Origin of the sequence: Mycobacterium sp. (assembly GCF_035697385.1) — a bacterium.
Lineage (GTDB): Bacteria > Actinomycetota > Actinomycetes > Mycobacteriales > Mycobacteriaceae > Mycobacterium.
In genome coordinates this window covers 1-17,808 of record NZ_DASSCY010000286.1, presented here as the reverse complement: position 1 = coordinate 17,808, position 17,808 = coordinate 1, and the positions used below count along the sequence as shown (strand labels likewise).

The 17,808-nt window shown below is 64.7% G+C and carries 20 protein-coding genes; 4 read left to right on the top strand and 16 right to left on the bottom strand.

The genetic code is table 11. The features are described 5' to 3' along the window. The 14 genes from VFH65_RS24630 to VFH65_RS24565 form a co-directional block, all read right to left on the bottom strand. On the bottom strand, positions 1 to 878 hold an 878-nt coding region (locus VFH65_RS24630; protein WP_353325068.1), incomplete at its 3' end, for a uroporphyrinogen-III synthase. 34 nt (positions 879 to 912) lie between these two features. Beyond that, positions 913 to 2,313 carry a nitrate/nitrite transporter gene (locus tag VFH65_RS24625; protein ID WP_353325066.1) on the bottom strand — a complete coding sequence of 467 codons (1,401 nt, stop codon included), beginning with the start codon at positions 2,311 to 2,313 and terminating at the stop codon, positions 913 to 915. 102 nt (positions 2,314 to 2,415) lie between these two features. After that, positions 2,416 to 3,195, bottom strand: coding sequence for a class I SAM-dependent methyltransferase (locus VFH65_RS24620; protein WP_353325064.1), 780 nt, complete (start codon positions 3,193 to 3,195; stop codon positions 2,416 to 2,418). A 19-nt stretch (positions 3,196 to 3,214) separates the two neighbouring features. Next, a complete protein-coding gene (locus VFH65_RS24615; RefSeq protein ID WP_353325062.1) occupies positions 3,215 to 3,778 on the bottom strand; it encodes a GNAT family N-acetyltransferase in 564 nt (187 codons plus the stop codon). Positions 3,779 to 3,815: 37 nt separating this feature from the next. Continuing rightward, positions 3,816 to 4,697, bottom strand: a complete 882-nt coding sequence (locus VFH65_RS24610; protein ID WP_353325060.1) for a 5-oxoprolinase/urea amidolyase family protein — start codon at positions 4,695 to 4,697, stop codon at positions 3,816 to 3,818. A 4-nt stretch (positions 4,698 to 4,701) separates the two neighbouring features. Next, positions 4,702 to 5,376: a 5-oxoprolinase subunit B family protein gene (locus tag VFH65_RS24605; RefSeq protein ID WP_353325058.1), complete on the bottom strand. Its 675-nt coding sequence runs from the start codon at positions 5,374 to 5,376 to the stop codon at positions 4,702 to 4,704. A 74-nt stretch (positions 5,377 to 5,450) separates the two neighbouring features. Next, positions 5,451 to 6,152, bottom strand: coding sequence for a queuosine precursor transporter (locus tag VFH65_RS24600; RefSeq protein ID WP_353325056.1), 702 nt, complete (start codon positions 6,150 to 6,152; stop codon positions 5,451 to 5,453). A gap of 12 nt (positions 6,153 to 6,164) precedes the next feature. Further along, the gene (locus tag VFH65_RS24595; RefSeq protein ID WP_353325054.1) at positions 6,165 to 7,082 is read right to left on the bottom strand and encodes an ABC transporter substrate-binding protein; all 918 of its coding nucleotides are present in this window, start codon (positions 7,080 to 7,082) and stop codon (positions 6,165 to 6,167) included. Between the two features lie 197 nt (positions 7,083 to 7,279). After that, complete coding sequence (locus VFH65_RS24590; RefSeq protein ID WP_353325052.1) at positions 7,280 to 7,552, bottom strand: EF-Tu/IF-2/RF-3 family GTPase; 273 nt, start codon at positions 7,550 to 7,552, stop codon at positions 7,280 to 7,282. 1 nt (position 7,553) lies between these two features. Continuing rightward, entirely contained in the window at positions 7,554 to 8,351 is a 798-nt protein-coding gene (locus tag VFH65_RS24585; RefSeq protein ID WP_353325050.1) for an SDR family oxidoreductase, read from the bottom strand. A gap of 42 nt (positions 8,352 to 8,393) precedes the next feature. Next, positions 8,394 to 9,182, bottom strand: coding sequence for a hypothetical protein (locus tag VFH65_RS24580; RefSeq protein WP_353325048.1), 789 nt, complete (start codon positions 9,180 to 9,182; stop codon positions 8,394 to 8,396). Between the two features lie 205 nt (positions 9,183 to 9,387). Next, positions 9,388 to 10,401 (bottom strand): hypothetical protein, encoded by a 1,014-nt coding sequence (locus VFH65_RS24575; RefSeq protein ID WP_353325046.1) that lies wholly within the window; start codon positions 10,399 to 10,401, stop codon positions 9,388 to 9,390. Between the two features lie 8 nt (positions 10,402 to 10,409). Further along, a complete protein-coding gene (locus VFH65_RS24570) occupies positions 10,410 to 11,729 on the bottom strand; it encodes a Dyp-type peroxidase (protein ID WP_353325044.1) in 1,320 nt (439 codons plus the stop codon). Between the two features lie 22 nt (positions 11,730 to 11,751). After that, the gene (locus VFH65_RS24565) at positions 11,752 to 12,312 is read right to left on the bottom strand and encodes a hypothetical protein (RefSeq protein WP_353325042.1); all 561 of its coding nucleotides are present in this window, start codon (positions 12,310 to 12,312) and stop codon (positions 11,752 to 11,754) included. Between the two features lie 292 nt (positions 12,313 to 12,604). Here VFH65_RS24565 and VFH65_RS24560 point away from each other — a divergent pair, with 292 nt between their 5' ends. Further along, positions 12,605 to 12,910 (top strand): hypothetical protein, encoded by a 306-nt coding sequence (locus VFH65_RS24560; RefSeq protein WP_414688500.1) that lies wholly within the window; start codon positions 12,605 to 12,607, stop codon positions 12,908 to 12,910. A 44-nt stretch (positions 12,911 to 12,954) separates the two neighbouring features. Then, a complete protein-coding gene (locus VFH65_RS24555) occupies positions 12,955 to 13,338 on the top strand; it encodes a heme-binding protein (protein WP_353325040.1) in 384 nt (127 codons plus the stop codon). Positions 13,339 to 13,346: 8 nt separating this feature from the next. Here the strand turns inward: VFH65_RS24555 and VFH65_RS24550 are convergent, their stop codons facing one another. Both VFH65_RS24550 and lysE read right to left on the bottom strand, forming a co-directional pair. Further along, the gene (locus VFH65_RS24550; RefSeq protein WP_353325038.1) at positions 13,347 to 13,931 is read right to left on the bottom strand and encodes a TetR family transcriptional regulator; all 585 of its coding nucleotides are present in this window, start codon (positions 13,929 to 13,931) and stop codon (positions 13,347 to 13,349) included. Positions 13,932 to 13,943: 12 nt separating this feature from the next. Beyond that, complete coding sequence (gene lysE / locus VFH65_RS24545; RefSeq protein ID WP_353325036.1) at positions 13,944 to 14,543, bottom strand: L-lysine exporter; 600 nt, start codon at positions 14,541 to 14,543, stop codon at positions 13,944 to 13,946. Positions 14,544 to 14,605: 62 nt separating this feature from the next. Here lysE and VFH65_RS24540 point away from each other — a divergent pair, with 62 nt between their 5' ends. Further along, positions 14,606 to 15,496 (top strand): LysR family transcriptional regulator ArgP, encoded by an 891-nt coding sequence (locus tag VFH65_RS24540; RefSeq protein WP_353325070.1) that lies wholly within the window; start codon positions 14,606 to 14,608, stop codon positions 15,494 to 15,496. Positions 15,497 to 16,736: 1,240 nt separating this feature from the next. After that, on the top strand, positions 16,737 to 17,808 hold a 1,072-nt coding region (locus VFH65_RS24535; RefSeq protein WP_353325034.1), incomplete at its 3' end, for an MCE family protein.

The following is a 17,808-nucleotide window of genomic DNA, read 5'->3' as shown; positions in this document are numbered from 1 at the left end:
ATCTCCAATGTGTGACCTGCCACCCGCACGGTGCGTGATTGCAGCAGCGGCAGTTCGTCGGTGATGTGACGGGCCAACGCGCCCAACCGCATTCGTTCCGGCGCCGAGGTCGGCACGCCCAGCCGCACCAGCGGTCGCGCAGTCACCGGGCCCACACACATCGCGTGAACCGATGTGCGCAGCGCCGAAAGCACCTCGTCTTCGATGCCCATCTCGTTGGCGCGCATCAGCACCGACGCGACGGCGGGCGCCGACGTGAAGCTGACCGCGTCGAACTTCTCCTCGGCGATACCCGCCACCAGTTGGTCGAAGTCGCCGTTGCGCGGCGCGGGATGCCAGCGATACACCCGGATCGGCACCACTTCGGCGCCGGCGGCGCGCAGCTCGTCGAGGAACTCGGGGAACGGGTCCCAATCGTCGGTGGCGCCGTGCAGTTGTACGGCGATGCGCTGTCCCTCGATGCCGCCCTCGACCAGATAGTGCAGAAGCTCGCGCGACGACTCGGACTCCGGCGACCATTCCTCCGGCAGCCCCGCCGCACGTAGCGCGCCGGTTGCCTTCGGCCCGCGCGAGACGATGCGCGCCTTGCCCAGCGCGACGATCAGCTCGTTGGCCAGCCCCCAGCCGTCGGCGGCCGCCACCCAGCCGCGGAAGCCGATGCCTGTGGTGGCGATCACGATGTCGGGCGGGACATCGATCAACGCCTCGGTGTGCGCGCGCAGTTCGTCGTCGTCGGGCAGCGCCACCATGGCGATCGCGGCCGCGCTGGTCACGGTGGCGCCGCGGCGTTGCAGCAGCGCACTCAGTTCGTCGGAACGTCGGGCAGACGTCACCGCCACCCGAAAGCCGGTGAGCGGTGCCCAGTCAGGCTCACTCATGTCACCTGTGTCTTCAGCTCATGTTTCCAAGCGATTACTCGGCCATTGCCGCGACGTGTCGCTCTGTAGCGGCCGTGCTCACGGCCGTCGCAGCGGGGCGGCGCACGTACATGACCCAGGTCACGATGGAGGCCAGCACGTAGAACGCCGCGAAGATCCAGAACGCCGAGGTGGCCGATCCGCTGGACAGATACGACTGCCGAAGCGCCAGGTTGATGCCCACTCCGCCGAGCGCACCGACCGCGCCGGCGAACCCGATCAGTGCGCCCGACATCGCGCGTGACCAGTGCTGGCGTTCGGCCTCGCCCAGGTCGAGCGAGCGGCTGCGGGCCTCGAAGATCGACGGGATCATCTTGTACACCGACCCGTTGCCGATGCCGGACAGCAGGAACAGGGCGATGAAGCCGACCACGTATAAGGCCATCGTCGAGGCCGTCGCGGCACCGGCGCTGCGATCGTCGAGCGTGCTCACCGCCACCAGCAGGCCCGCGGCGAGGATCATCCCGGCGAACACCACCAGCGTCACCCGGCCCCCGCCGATGCGGTCGGCCAGCTTGCCGCCGTAGACCCGCGACAGCGATCCAAGCAGCGGCCCGATGAACGCGATCTGCGCGGCGTGCAGCGATGCCTGAGCTGCGGTCTGCCCGCCCGCCGCGAAGTTGATCTGCAGCACCTGCCCGAATGCGAACGCGAATCCGATGAACGAGCCGAAGGTGCCGATGTAGAGCAGCGAGATCACCCAGGTGTCACGTTCTTTCAGAATCGCGCCCATGGACGTCAGGTCGATCTTGTGCTGCTCGAGGTTGTCCATGTAGAGCGCAGCGCCGATCCCCGCGACGGCGAGGGCGACCAGGTAGAACGCGCACACCCAGTAGGGCTGCTCGTTTCCGGCGGTGGCGATGACGAGCAGGCCGATGATCTGGACCATCGGCACGCCGATGTTGCCGCCGCCGGCGTTGATGCCCAGCGCCCAGCCCTTTAGCCGCTGCGGATAGAACGCGTTGATGTTGGTCATCGACGACGCGAAGTTGCCGCCGCCGAAGCCGGCCAGCGCGGCGCACAGCAGATACGGCCACAGCGGCAGGCCGGGATTGGCCAGCAGCCACATCGTGCCGACGGTCGGGATCAGCAGCACGAACGCCGAGAACACCGTCCAGTTGCGGCCGCCGAATGTCGCCGTGGCCAGCGTGTAGGGGATCCGCAGGCAGGCGCCGACCAGGGTGGCAGTCGCGCCGAGCAGGAACTTGTCGCCTGCGGAAAATCCGTAGACCGATTCCGGCATGAACAGCACCATCACCGACCAGATCGACCAGACCGAGAAGCCGATGTGTTCGGCGGCAACCGACCAGATCAGGTTGCGGCGGGCGACGAATTTGTTGCCGGCCTCCCAGGCCGCGACGTCTTCGGGATCCCAGTCGGTGATGCGATGTGACATGCCGACCACGCTAGGAACGCTTTGTTGCCCGAAAGTGCCTCGCGATAACCCCGCCGTGAACTTCCGCTCACCTTGCTAGGGCCGCGGATGTGAGATCAGCTGCTAGTCGACGCGGTGTGCGTGCACGACGGTGAAGGGCAGATACACCTGGTCACCGTCGAGCAGGTCGGCGATTCTTCTGAACCGCTCGGTCACCTCGCGCATTTGTTCCAGCGCTTCGGGAGGCATCTGGTCGGCCATCGCCTTCGGAAAGCCTTCCTCGGCACCACGGAAGCCGACGGCGTTTCCCAAATACGTAGTGGGGCCGAGGAAGTCGATGCGCCAGCCGTTGGCCGTCAAATTGTCGCGAAGACCGGACTCCGGCACGTGACCCATCGGCGCGATCACGCCGTTGACGTTGCCGTCGGAGAAGCACCACAGGTGCAGCCGGGCGCCTGGGCGGCTCGCGCGGTACAGCCCGGCGATGTAGGCCTGCTGGCCTTCTTCTTCGAGACAGTGATACAGCGCACTGTCGATCACGGTGTCGAACCGGCCGTCGTATCCGGTGAGGTTGGTCGCGTCGGCGACACCGAACGTGATTGTGACACCGGCGTCTGCGGCGCGACGGCGCGCCTCCTCGATGGCGGCGGACGAGCCGTCGAGTGCGGTCACGTGGTATCCGCGCGAGGCAAGGTAGATCGCGTTGTCGCCGAGGCCGCAGCCGATGTCGAGAACCTCGCCTGAAATGCCGCCCAGCGCTTCGACTTCCATCAGGCGCGGCTGTGCTTGATGTACGTCCCAGGGGATGCCGGTGGGCGCGGGTCCGCCTTCGAAAGTGGGTTCGCCGCGATAGAGCTTGTCGAAGGTCTCGGGGCTGGGGCGAAACGAGGATGGCGTTGTCACCTCATCCAACGTACCCCGGTTACCAGACGTCCCCGTCGCGCCAATCGCAGGTGATCTCGGCGGTGGTATCTAGCTCGACAGTCACCGGCATCACGAACAACCCGTCGTCATCCTCGGGGGTGCGGGTCAGCCCGGCCGGCGCGAGCACCGACGTCGGACCGCGCCAGGGAAACCAGCCGCGGGGGGTGTAGATGTGTCGGCCCGCCTCCGACGCGCTCAGCGCGCCGAGTTGGTAGGCGCCGCGCAGCACCTGCTCCACGGCATCCATCAGCACAGCGGCAAGGCCCTGCCCCCGCCAGTCCTCCCGCACCGCGACGCCCTCGACATAGCCGCAGCGCAGGGCGGCGTTGCGGTACAGCATGCGGCGCTGGACGACGGCGGCGTGTGCGATGAGCGCGCCGTGGAACGAGACCAGCGCGTGCATACCGCCGAGCGAGTGCTCCCAGTCGGCGTCGGTGAAGTCCCCGCCGAACGCCTCGATGACCATGCGGCGTGCGTCCTCGCGGGTCTCGTTGTCGAGATCGGAGGTGTGGACCAGGCGGGCGGTGTGTACCCCGCGCACGCGAGGTTCCTGCGTGTGCACACTGCCGTTCTACCAGTAGCGTGCTCGGCGCGCGGGATTAGTCCTCGAACGGCTTGCGCGGGCGTGACCAGTGCAGCCGGACAGTCTGGCCCGGCCTGATCTGCGCGAGCTTGTCGATGTCGTCGTCGGTCACCACGCCGATCACCGGGTATCCACCCGTAACCGGATGGTCGGGGCCGAGAATCACGGGAAAACCGTTCGGCGGCACCTGGATTGCCCCGCGGGTCGCGCCCTCGCTTGGCAGCTGCCGGTCGGGCCAGCGGTACTCCAGCGGCATGCCGACCAGCCGCATGCCGACGCGGTCGCTCTTATTGGTGACCTGCCAGTTGGTGCGGATCATGATGTCCGGATCGACGAACCAGTCGTCGCGTGGACCGGGCACCACCATCAGCTCGAGCACCTCGTCCTCGATCGCGGCGACGGGCGCCTGATCCAGTTCCGGGAACTCGTCGGTGTGTTCGCCGATCGGCAGCACATCTCCGGGCTGCAGGGGCGTCGGCCCGATCGCCGACATCACGTCGTAGGAGCGCGACCCGAGCACCGGCTCGACGTCGATCCCGCCGCGCACCGCCAGGTAGCTGCGCAGCCCGGAATGCGGCGCCCCCAGCGAGATCACCTGACCGTCGCGGACGTAGTGAATGCTGTTGGTGCCGAATGGTTTTCCGTTGACAGAGGGATCGGTGTCGGCGCCCGTGACCGCAATCGCTACGTCGCCGCCGCGCACGCGTGCGGAGAACCCGCCGAACGTCACCTCGACGGTGGCACGGTCACCAGGGTTGGCCACCAGCCGGTTGGCCAACGTGTGGGACCGGCGGTCGGCGGCACCCGACCGGGTCACCCCCATATGCGCCAGCCCGGGCCTGCCGAGGTCTTCGACCAGCGCCAGCGGACCGGTGCGCAGGATTTCTAACGCAGTCATGGCCTCATCCCCTCGCAACCGCCCGGAACTGGACCCACATGCCCGGCGTCAGCAGCGCCGGCTTGTCACGGTTGACGTCCCACAACTCGGCGGACGTGCGCCCGATCAACTGCCACCCGCCCGGCGACTCCCGCGGATACACGCCGCTGAACTCGCCAGCCAGTCCGACGGATCCCGCGGGCACTTTGGTTCGGGGCTCGGATCGCCGTGGCACCTCGAGGCGGGAGTCGCCGCCGACGAGGTAGGCGAAACCCGGTGCGAATCCGCCGAATCCGACCCGCCACAAGGCGCCTGTGTGAGCGTCGATCACCTCATCGGCCGTCAACCCGGTCAGGCGGGCCACCTCGTCGAGGTCGGCGCCGTCGTACACCACGTCGATCTGAATATCGGCGTGGCCGGCGCTCGAACCGGACAATTCCGCTAGCGCTTCGGGCGCCAGATTCAGCTTGCTCAGCCGTTGCCGGGTGGGCGTCTGATAGCGCGGCCCATCCAGCTTCACCAGCACCGTGCGGGACGCCGGAACGATGTCGAGAACGCCAGGAAGATCGGCCTGGCGAACCGCGTCGGTCCACGCCAATACTTCGCTCGTGCTGTCGAACTCAAGCAGCAGCGCCTGGTCCCCGTAATCATGAACGGTCCGCAGAACCTTCGCGTCCATCAAATCCGCTGTCATGCTCATGTCCCGAACCTACCCGCGAGTAGCAACGAAAGCTGCTGCTCTATGAGCCTTGCCAGAGGAGCCTTAACGAAGCCTCAAACGGCGGGCTCGTACGTCGGTTCGCGAAGCTTGATGAACGCGATGACGCGGTATGTCACCGGCAGCACGAGCACCTCGACCGCGGTCTTGTAGATCCAGCCGATCGCGACGTACGTGATGAAGTCGCGCCAGGTGCTGATGCCGATCGCCCCGGCGGCGATGCTGCAGAACACCACCGTGTCGGCGAATTCGCCGACGACGGTCGACCCGATCAGCCGCGCCCAAAGGTGCTTTTCCTTGGTGCGCGCCTTGATGCGAACCACCACCCAAGCGTTCAGCGTCTGCCCGACGACGAACCCGGCCAGCCCGGCGAACAGCAGCCGGGGGAACAGGCCGAGGACCGCCTCAAAGTGGGTCTGGTAGTCAGCGTCCAGCGGCGGCATTTCGATCGCCAGCCAGAACATGAGTGCGCCAAGTATCGCCATTGCGAAGCCGATGAAGATCGCGCGGCGGGCGGCCTTGAAGCCGTACACCTCGGATAGGACGTCACCGATGATGTAGGTGAGCGGGAAGCAGATGAATGCGCCGTCGAGAATCAGCGACCAGTCCCCGATGATCGGGCCGAACGCGACGCCCTTGGTGGCGGTGACGTTCGAGATCAGAACCAGACCGGTGAACACCGCGACGAGGACCGGATAGTAGGCCGATCCCGTCGTCGCGAATCCACGGTGGCCTGTTTGTGTCTCGGTGCTGGTCACCCGGCTATCTTGTCAGGCCAGCACCTGCGCGACGCGTGGTGGCAGCTGGTCGGCCACCAGCGGGTAGGACAGCGTCGAGCCGAACGCGATGGCGCCGGCGAGCTCCTTGCCGGTGAAGATGTTGCGCCCCTGGGTCGTTGCCTTCAGCTGCGCGACGGTGGGATCGGCCAGCAGCGCGGCTTGTTCCTCGTCGCTTTCGGTGCACCAGATCAGCACGTCGGCCGCATCCACACCGTCGGCCGGCGCGAAACCCATTTTGGTGAGGAACTCGGTGCGCCAGTCAGGTTTCATCGCCTGGGGGCCGTCGGGGCTCAGTGTGCCGTGCAGAAGCATCACTTTCTTGCCGGAGAACTGCGGATTGTCGGTGCCCGCGGTGGTGAACTTCTCCTCGATGCTGGCGATGAGCCTTTGCATGTCGTCGTGCTTGAAAACGGCCTGGCCGATGGTGGTGGCCTGGTCCTTCCACGGCTCGAAGAATGCATCCTGGCCCGACTGCGCGATCGTCGGCGCGATGGCGGACAGCTTGGTGTAGGTCTCCTGGTCGAGGCCGGCGTTGGTGGCGACGATCAGGTCGGGTTTGAGTGCTGCGATCTGTTCGGTCTGGACGCCGTCGGCGAGGCTGAGCACCGCGGGCTGCGCGCCGCCGAGTTTCGGTTGGGCCCAAGGCCATACGGCGAACGGCTCGCCGCCGAACCAGTCGGTGACAGCGATCGGCACGACGCCAACCGCCAGGAGATCGTCCTGCTCGGTGAGGCCGGCACTCACCACACGCTTGGGTGGCGCGGGGATCTTCGTCTCGCCGAAGACATGCTTGACGGTGACGGAGCCGTCGTTGGCGACCTCGCCGGGCTTCTCGGATCCGCATGCGGCGAGCAACGCCACGCCTGCAGCCGTCGTGAGGAAACTTCGCCGGGACCACGCCTGCCGCACGCGGCCGAGCGTAACCGCAAACTCTGTCGGAGCGAAGAACGACTCGCAACCGCGGGCACACCATTCTGGCCGCGGACCCATTGTTGAAATTGCCCGCGTAGCGAGCGACTACGCAGCGACAACAGCAGCGACCGGGAGTTGGCGTTGGATTGTCGCTCGCTACGCGGGCAAATTCGCATATGGTCCCGCTCGCTGCGCTAGAGCGCAGGAAACTCGCTGGACGCCGTCAACACCGAGCCTCTGTCGATCTGGCCCTTCTCGACGCCTTTGAGGAGCAGGCCGATGTTGTCGCCGACGTTTGCCTCGTCGCGTTCCTTACGGAACTCCTCGATGGCGGCGACGGTCGCGCTCAGAGTTCCGTCGACGCTCACGGTGTCGCCGACGCGCAGGGTGCCGCTTTCGACGCGGCCCGTGGCGACGACGCCGCGGCGCCGGATGACGAAGACGTCCTCGACTGTCATCTTGAACATGTCAGGAGTGTGCCAGTCGTTTGTTGATGAGCCGGGTCAGCCACGCGGGCGAGAACCGCGAGCCGGCCACCATGGCCTTGGTCTGTGATCCGACGGGAAAGTGCACCTGATGGATGGCGCGGCGCAGCCACGACGGTTCGGTGGCCTTCACGATCGCGTCGGCGACGTCTTGAGCGGTCAGCCGGATGCCGAGCGATTCCGTGGTGCCGGTCTTGATGTGGTCGGTCATCGCGGTCTGCACATAGAGGGGCCACATGGCGATCACCCGGATGCCGTAGCGGCTCCACTCGATGTCGAGGGCTTCCGTGATACCGCGGACGAAGAACTTGGTCGCGCTGTAGTTGGCGAGCTCGGCCTGCCCGTAGATCGCCGACGCGGAGGCCAGGTTGACGACGACGGAGTTCGGCGTCTCGCGTAGATAAGGGAACGCGGCGTGCAGGCCGTTGACGACTCCCTTGGTGTTGATGTCGATTTCCTTGAGGTGGGCGCTGGCGTCGAGGTCCTCGAACCGGCCGGCCAGCAGGATGCCTGCGTTGTTGATCATCACGTCGAGCCGGTCACCGGCGGCTTTGGCGAATTCGCTTACCCGCTGGGCCATTTCGTCTGTGTCGGTGACGTCGAGGTGCCCGGTGATCGCCTTGCCGCCGATTTGGTCGATGTCGTCGGCCAGCGTCTTGACGCCGACTTCGTCGATGTCGTAGCCGCCGACGGTGAAACCCTTGCTCGCGAACGTTAACGCGGTCGCACGGCCGATCCCCGCGGCGGCGCCGGTGATGAACACGGCTCTGCGATTGCCCATGACGTCATCATGGTCTACACGCCCGACCCGCAAACCAAGCGGTCACTCGTCGTTGCGCTTCTTGTCCTTCGGACCGTCCGACTTCGGACCATCAGCCTTCGCACCGTCTGCCTTCGGACGGTCTGCTTTCGCGGGTTTGCCTTCGGCACCTGCGTCCGTCGTCGATGTGCGGGTCGCGGAATCGACGCGCTCCGCACGCTCAGCCTTGTTCGCGTTGACGGGCTCTCGCGGATCTCCGCTCGGCGGTTCATTGGTGGTTGTTCGGCCGCGCGCGGCCTCGTCGTTCTTCTTCGGTTTAGGTCCGGTGTTGCCCCCGGAAGGGGCGGCGACCGCCAGCGACTCAACCGCCGTCGTCAGCGGCTCGTTCGCGGCCGGCTCGAGCTGTGTGGAAAGGGGGAACGGCGGCAGCGGCGGTAGCGGTGGCAACCAGAAGTTCCACTGGTCGATGCCGAGTTGGACGAACGAGTTGAACGTGTCGACTCCGACGTTGATCAGCCCTTGCGTGAAGCTGATTTGCCCGTCGAGAAAGTCGGCAATGTTGAAAGTGATGCTGCGAGTGATGCGTTCGCCGAAGTGGTAGAAGATCGTGATCTGCGGTGCCAGCCAACCGACATAAGGGACCCAGCCGACCGCGTAGGCAGCAAGATCGAATCCGTACTGCACCCACGGCTCCACGGTGTTGTAGACGCCCTTGATGCTGGTTCCGATCGAGGTCGGCGCGACGATCGGCGGGAACTGCGGGGTCGGAACGGGGGCGCCGAGGCTCGGCGGTACGACGACGCGCTCAATCCAGTCGGTCAGGAGCGCAGGAGCATCGACAGGAACGGCCACCGACGTGGACTGTGCCGAAAGAGCGATCAGCGTGGTGTTTCGTTGTACGGGCGGCGGATCACCGGCGGACCGGCGGGTCGACCGTCGTTCCGAACGTGATCGCCATGGCTGCTACCGCAGCTACCCCTTTGACCAACCAAGACCGTCGGTGCGAGTTCATGTCGAGCCCCCAATGCTGCTGGCAATTCTCCAGTTCCTCGCGCACCTACTTCATGGTCGCGAGGTTGTGCCACAGGTTTCGCAGGCTGTCCGTGCCCCCGAACAGCGTGGTGAAGTGGGTGGAGTCGATGAGGACGATGTCGCCGGCGCGCCGTCCGCTTGGCGGCAACCAGATCAGCGCGTTGAACTCGGTGTTGCCCGCCCCGGTAAACGGGTGCGGCCGGTTCGGGTCGACGCGCTGGCGCCCGAGGACGCGTACTCCGTCGCTTTCTGGCGCGGTGAGTTCGTAGTGCGGCAGATGCGGATGAAAGTTGAACGTGGTGACGTTGTCGAGCAGCCGCGGAGTGTCGAGGTCACGGATCGCGTTGAGTGGCGCGATCTCTTTCGTGCCCTCGACAACGGCCGGACGCAGCCCCCAGATGTTGTGGACCGGCACATCGAGCGCACGCATCAATGAGCGGGTGTACTGACCGAACCGTTGCTGGCGCGGAACGAGCCGGTCGCCGTGGTGCTCGTACTCGACCTGGCGTTGGTCGTAGTCGTCGGTGAATCCAACATCGTGATGGGGTGCGAGCAGCAGGCAAGTGCCTTCCCGTTGCAGCCACCCGGTGATCGCGGCGATCTCGTCGGGATCGGCCTCCTGCTCGGAGAGCAGATGGTCCAGGCCGAACACCATGAGCGTGTCGGTGTCGGCCAGGATTCGTTCGTCGATCGGCAGCTTGTAACCGGCCTGGTCGATGCGCTGGAAGACCGCGACGGGGTGACCGGTGGCCTCTTCAGCGAGCTCTTGGAAGGCCAGGGCCGATCGGTGGAAGAGCTCCAGCGTGCCTGCGATCCCCTGCAGGAAGTTCGCGGCGTCGTACTCCGGCGTCTCGTAGGAGGGCCACAGGACGTTGCGAACTTCGGTGATGGTGGAAAACCGGTTCTCGATGATGGCCGGGTCGCGTTGAGCTTCCCAGGGATAGCTCCAGGTCCAGTAGATGCTGATGCGTCTTCCGCCGGAGTGTGGTCGGGGAACGTGACTCTGGTTGTAGGTGCGTGGCCGCGCCAAACCGCTCATGATGATCCTTAGTTGCCGAGCGTGGCGAGATAGCGCATGGCGTTGATGCCGGGAAGGAAGAAGTACGCGCCGCCGGTGAGCTTGGTGAACGCTGGTAGGCCCTTGTGGACCTTACGAATCGGCCTCTTGGGAACCGTGAACTCCATTGTGCCGTCCTGAGTTCCGCAGATCGGGTCGTGCTCGTTGCCGAGTTCGTGGAACGTCTTGTCGTTGATCCAGACGTTCTGGGCGAATTCGAACTGGCGGACCAGGCTGGCACAGATGATGAATGCGGCGATACCACGGTCCACCCCGTCGTCGGGCGCCTCCTCCGGCAGGGCAGGCCCATAGGTTGCACCGCGGCGAATCATCCTGCGGCGGTTCATGTTGTGAGCGGTGTCGCGCGGATTGAGGCGACGCGCGTGCGATCCCAGCGGGCATGCGTACCCGTGCGGGTCCATCTCTTTGTAGTTGTAGTCGTTGCTGCGCATGGAGTCAGCACCGAGCTCCGGATCGTCGCGATCAGGAGCCAGCACGAGCGGGGCGCCGCTGCGCCAGCGGCCCATGAACTTGGCGGCCAGCAGCTCCTGACCCTCGGGGGTGTCGGCGTGTTCGCGCAAATAGTCCCGGAACGCGCCGACGTGTTCCCGCAGTCGGCGATATGCCATGTAGCTGCCGTTGCGCGACAAGACTTCGGGCTGAGGCAAATTGGCGGGCGGTCCGTCTTCGTCGGGATACCCGAGGATGAATTCCCCGGGTTCCAGCGCCGCGCCCGAGCCAGGTGTCGGCTCCTCACCGGATCCCTTCATCACCGGCTGTGACAACCGATCACGGAAGCCGAAGTGGTCGTGGGCGTAGTTGAACGGTGGAGTTGCGTTCAGATCGAGGACCGAGAGGCTACGCACGCCCTCGCACCGAGCGACGTGCGCGTCGTGGACGGCGGTCGCGCGCCGATGTTCTTCGTCGTTGCGCGCGAACAGGATAGCGATCGCGTGCAGGTCGTCGCCGGCTAACCCGCCCAGCCAGTTCTCGGGAGCGTTGGCGCCGGTGTCGCCGAGGATGTCGGCGCGTGCCGCCATACCCTCGCGGAAGGCATCCGGAAAGGTCGCCAGTGACTCCTCGGGCACACCGAGCGCGCGCAGACCGTTCCAGGTGAACGCCAACGTGATCCACCGCCGCGAGGCGTCCATGGTGGCCTGCGCATCGGCGGCGGACTGCACCCGATCCAGCAGCCCCGTCAGCCACGCCCTGCCGCCGGCCGGGTCGCCGAACGACAGGAACTCGTAGCGCCCCGTCACCGCAGGCGTCCGAGTCAGCAGAATATGTTGGATATCGTTGAGCTCGAGCATCGATCGCGAATCTGTTTGCGGCTCATTGCATCTGGTCGAGCATGGACGAGAAGGCCGCCTTGAGCCGTAGCGCCTTCTTGATCTCGTCAGCCGTGGCGTACGGATACTCGCCGTACTCCAGGAAGCTAGGGTAGTGATGCTCGCGGACGAACTTGACGAACGCGTCCGGGTTCTCCTTCCAATCCTCAGGGAACCCTTCGAGATTGGTGAATACCGTCGTGACTCCCGTCGCGCCGAACAAGGCGACCGCGTCCTCGGTGTACTTGTCGAAATCAGTGTCGAATATGCCCTGATACTGGAAGTGCAGGCCGGATCCGACGTCGAATAGCACCCAGCGCAGATAGTGGAGGCGCAGCGGCGCGAGGGCCTCGGGACTGCCCGCGATGGTCTCCTCGATCGTCTTGCCGTAGGCCCTTACCGCCTCCTCGCGACCTTCCTTCACCTTCGCGATGATCGAGAATCCGTAGCAGGCGGGCGTCCGCGGGTATATCGGTCCATATCTTCCGCGTTCCAACTCGAAATAGCCTTCTTGTGGGATGGCCATCGCCGCCGGTTTCGACCAATCTTGATCGTTTGTAGGCATATCGGCCCCGTTTCTCGAACCGGATGCCTTGGACCGTACACCTGCACATACGCCAGAATGTCTATTCGGCCATCAAATTGCCGCCATCGAAATATGGCAAGGCTGGGCTATATTTGGACGCCTAATATTTTGCCTAGTGGACCGAAATTGTTTGCCCGCCTTTGAAAGATCAAAATCTCCGGATCGTAGGCGGCATTTCAAACTGAAAATACACCCACGGGCCCCGGTCTGCAGATTTAAGCTCCGGACATATGGGCCGCTGAGCCCTACCAACTGGAGAGAGGGGGCAGCCGTGCTACTTGGACTGCGCTGCCTGATATTGATTTCGTCATTGACGGTGGCTCCCATCGGGATCGTCATGACCGCGCCCGCTGCGGGGGCCGATTGCAACTACGCCGGCGGAGCCACCGTGTGTGCACAGGGCACCGTCCGCGGTGCGGATGGGGTACCACGGGCGGCGACTCCGGTTGTCCCGTATCCGTGCGAGTACGACTGGTATTGCGACACCGGCTGGGATCTCGACATCGGTTGGGATCCTGGTCGTCCCGGCGGGGGTGGAGGCCGTCCCGGTGGAGGCGGTGGCATCGGACCACGTTGAGCAACTAGGCCATGAATCGTCAACTACTCAATGAAGGAGCCAACATGTTGCCCTCAGCACGCATCGCGCGCCGCGCGATAACGGGAGCGATGGGCGCCGGCGCAATGGCCGGTGCAGTGTTTTTCGGTGTCACCGTCAGCGCGACGGCACAGCCACTTCCTCCGCCAGCCCCAGTTCCACCGCCATGCACCGCCGCCGAACTGGCGCGCGTGATGTCAGGCGTCACCTTCGACACGTCGAACTACCTGACCACCCATCCCGACGTGAATGACTTCTTCACGAGCCTCAAAGGCCAACCGAAGGATCAGATCGCGGATCAGGTGCAGGTCTATCTAGATGCGAATCCGATGGTGCGGGAAGAGCTTCAGCGAATCCGGCAGCCCTCGGTTGACTTCAGGAACCGCTGCGGGGTGCCACCAACCCCCTGACACGGTTACTACTTCAGAGGCATACCAGCTTCGATGAAGTCCAGCGCCGCGAACATCCGCTTCGCCACATCGGTCGGGCGGTCGAGCACCGCCATCAACCCGCCGGCGAGCGCCCCGAAGAAGATCTTGACCTCCACGTCATCGGGGTCACGCCCGAGGCGTCGGCAGTCGGCCTCCGCGAGCCGTGCAACGGTGCGGCGATACTCGTCGAACTGAGCGGTGAGGAGTTCGGGGATCGTCAGCACCAGGCGCTGACGGTCACGTTCGAATCGCCACTGAGCCTCCGAGAGGGTTGCCATCGTGGTCTCGATGGCGCGACGGAAGGCCTGCATTGAAGGCATGTCCCGGGGCTGCCGCTCGAGCGCGTCGACCGTAACCTGATCGAGGTCGTTGGCAATCAGCGCCGTCTCCTTGGTCGGGAAGTAACGGAAGAACGTGCTCGGCGATACCTCGGCGGCTGCGGCGATCTGCTCGATGGTGGTGTTGGCGTAGCCGTTGGCTTCGATGAGCCGCATGGCCTCACGCCGAATGGCGTCGCGCGTCTTGATTTTCTTGCGATCTCGAAGACCCAGGCCTTCTTCGGTGACCCCCATATGTCAAATATGTCACGAGAACGCCAGCGAAAGGCCGAGTCCGATCATCGCGACTGCAATCAGTCCGTCGAGGATGCGCCAGGTGAGCGGGGTGGCGAACAGGCCTGCAAGGCGACGCGCCCCGAGTCCCAGGCTGACGAACCAGACCGCGCTGGCGGTGACGGCGCCGATGCCGAACAGCCACCGGTCGTCGCGATGCTCGTTGGCAAGGGCGCCGAGCAGGACGACGGTGTCTAGGTAGACGTGCGGGTTGAGCCAGGTCAGCGCGAGGCAGGTGACGATGACCTCGATCAGACGGGCGGGTGCGGATTCCGACGGTGTCAGCGCGGCCGGGCGCCAGGCGCGGCGGGCCGCGAGCAGGCCGTAGCCGATGAGGAACACCGCGCCGCCGATTTTGGCGATGTCGACGACGTTGGGGTGGGCATTGATGAGTGCGCCGAAACCGGCGATGCCGGCCGAGATCAGGACGATGTCGGAGACGGTGCAGACGGCCACGACGGGTAGGACGTGCTCGCGGCGGATGCCCTGGCGCAGCACGAAAGCGTTCTGCGCGCCGATCGCGGCGATCAGTGCGAAGGAGGCGACGAAGCCGACAAGCAGGGGCGAGTTCATGACATCGACGCTAGGACTCAGAGCTGGATCAGTACAGCTAATGATTCTTCATATGCATTAGCATCGTTAATGTGGCGATCGACGGTCAGCAGTTGGCGGCGTACGCGGCGGTGATTGAGCAGGGGTCCTTCGATGCCGCTGCGACGCGGTTGCATGTGACGCCGTCGGCGATCAGCCAGCGAATCAAGGCTTTGGAGCAGCGGGTGGGTCAGGTGCTGGTTGTGCGGGAAAAGCCCTGCACCGCAACGGACGCGGGTGTTCCGTTGCTGCGGTTGGCCGCGCAGACGGCGTTGTTGGAGGCCGAGGCACTTTCGGAGATAGGCAGTGGAGAGGGGACATTGCCGCGAATTGCGTTGGCAGTCAACGCCGATTCGATGGCGACGTGGTTTACGGGGGTATTCGATGCGCTCGATGACGTGCTGTTCGACATCCGGATCGAGGATCAGGACCACTCGGCCCGGCTGCTGCGCGAGGGGGTGGTGATGGGGGCGGTGACGACGGAGCGCACGCCGGTGTCGGGATGCCGGGTACTGCCGTTGGGTGTGATGCGGTATGTGCCGGTGGCGAGCAAGTCGTATATGAAGCGGAATCTGCCCGATGGCTTTACTGCGCATGCGGTTGCCGGGGCACCGTCGATGGCGTGGAACCGTGATGATGCGCTGCAGGATGACCTGGTGCGCAAGGTGTTTCGTCGCAAGGTGACCAGGCCGGTCCACTTCGTCCCGACGGCGGAGGGTTTCGGGGCGGCTGTGCTGGCCGGCTTGGGTTGGGGCATGTACCCGGACAGCCTGGCCGCACCACATCTGCGTGATGGCTCCTTCGTACGGATCGCCGATGTGCACCTTGACGTACCGCTGTATTGGCAGTGCTGGAAGCTGAATAGCCCGACGGTCGGCCGCGTCACCGACGCGGTGCAGTCAGCGGCTGTCGATCTGCGCCGGCGCCCGCGCTAGTCGCTGGTCTGCGGAGTCGATTTGGCGGATGAATGATGCTGATGATCACTAGAACGCATTAGCACCTCTAATGTGGATCGGTGACATAACTGGCCATTATCGGAGGGGAGATGCGAGCCAGGGGGCCCTGGCGCCCGTCAGGCCGGGACCCAGTCGCGTTAGGCGAGCAGACGGCTGAGCCTAGCTGGTCTTGCGAGCCCGCGGCCGTTGTCGTTGATTCCCGGTGATTATTTACGGGGTGCGCGGAAGAGGGCCGACGAGCCTGTGCGACTGGGGTACAGAAGCATCCTGTTCTCCGGTATAGCCGATGCCGGCGAGCTCGCAAAGTGATGTGTTGGCGGTCAGTCCCGATTCGTGGAGCACAGGCCCGACGATCACGTCGGCACACTGCTTATGGCTTTGGTGCCTGATCCCCCGAGGCACCGACCGCTATGGACACCACCGTCGGCGATGCGTAAGCTACCAGACGTTTGGTTGTGAAGATTGCCCGAACGATGTTGGGATGTGATGGCGATAACCGGAGGGGCACTGACGCCCGCTGGGGATGGCGCGGTGGCGGTGGCAGCACGTACCCGCCACCGGACAACTATGCGCTGGTCAGCCGCGCTACGGGCGCAACGCAGCCACCCTGGCCAACTGCTCTACCCGGTTCACAGTGCTACGCGCCCGTCAAACGGCGATCGGTCGCAACGATCACGAAATGAAGTGTGGGCGCGTGTCGGGCGCCACGGCGAAGCAGCGGCTGGACCGACGGTGAGCACGGCCGCCGAACGTCGGCCTGGTGATTCACGGGCGTCGTCGATTAGCGATTCGGCAAGGCAGGCCAAGTTGAGCGCGCCAGATTCGCGAGGCTGGCGATGCAGTTAAACAACCATCCCGGAACCTGTTTCAACGCCGAAACACGGCCTGGACTGCTGCACAAGCTGGCACTGTGGGCGTCACCTAGGCGATCGATACGGCCGAAACCGAGACCGTCTTTCAGTCCAAGGCACGTACCAAACAACATGCGGTCAAATCAACCAAACAGTGTCTGGTTTTGGTACCTTCGCATCTGCGACGACGCGGCAAGGAGGGGGAGCCACGGCCGCCGCGACCTGCCGTCGTTAACAGACATCGGCTTTCGGATTTTGTTCCGGTGTTTGTTGCCGACTACCAGGGTGGCAATGGTGGAATCATTCAGCCACCTGCGTAGGGGCAAGGCACCCCTTACGCGCCAGCCCATCGCCGTGGGAGCGCAGAGATGACGTCATACGTGCGACCGCTCGTCGGCCTGGCCTCTCTCGTCCTGGCCGGGGCAATCATCGCGGTAGCTGTCGGCTTGTTCAGGGGGGACTTCACCGACAGCGTGCCTGTCACGGTGTTGTCGCCGCGCGCGGGGCTCGTGATGAATCCCGGCGCAAAGGTCACCATCCATGGCGCGCAGGTGGGTTCGGTACAGTCCATCGACCCCCGGTCCGACGGCACGGCCGTGCTACACCTGGCGATAGACCCCTCTGAATTGCACGTCATCCCGGCCAATGTCACGGTCCGGATTACTTCGCCGACCGTATTCGGGGGCAAGGCGGTTCGGCTCGTCCCGCCAGTAGACGCATCGACGAAGACTATGTACGCCGGACAGGTACTCGACGCAGAACACGTGACCGTAGAACTCAATACCATTTTCGAGCAACTGACATCGGTGCTATCGAAGATCGAACCTGCGAAGCTCAACGAAACACTTGGCGCCCTCGCAACGGGGCTAAGTGGTCGCGGCGAGAAACTGGGGCAGACGCTCTCGGACCTCAACACCATTCTTGCCACACTCGAACCAGCCCTTCCGAACTTGCGCCGCGACATTGCTGATGCACCAGCGGTATTCAACGCATACGCCGATGCTGCGCCAGACTTGATCCGCACCGTCGACAACGCCACCAGGATCAGCGAGACGGTCGTCGACCAGCAGCACAACCTCGACAGGCTGTTGGTCAGTGTTATCGGCTTTGCTGAAGTCGGCAACGATGTCGTAGGCACGAACAGCACGCCCCTTGCAGACGTCCTACGTCTGTTGGTGCCGACCACAGATCTGACGAACGAATACCACGAGGCCATCGGTTGTGCATTAGCCGGGATCATGCCATTCGCGAAAACACCGCCAAGCCCCGTTCCGGGGATCCTCACGACGATCAGCCTTCTTCCCGGGCGGGAACGGTACCGATTCCCGAGCAATCTGCCCAAGGTGGCTGCGACGGGCGCGTCCCGTTGCGCAGATCAAGCCCTGCCGATCGTGCCGCCAGGGTTTAGTCCCCCGTTCCTGGTAACCGACGTTGGCGCCA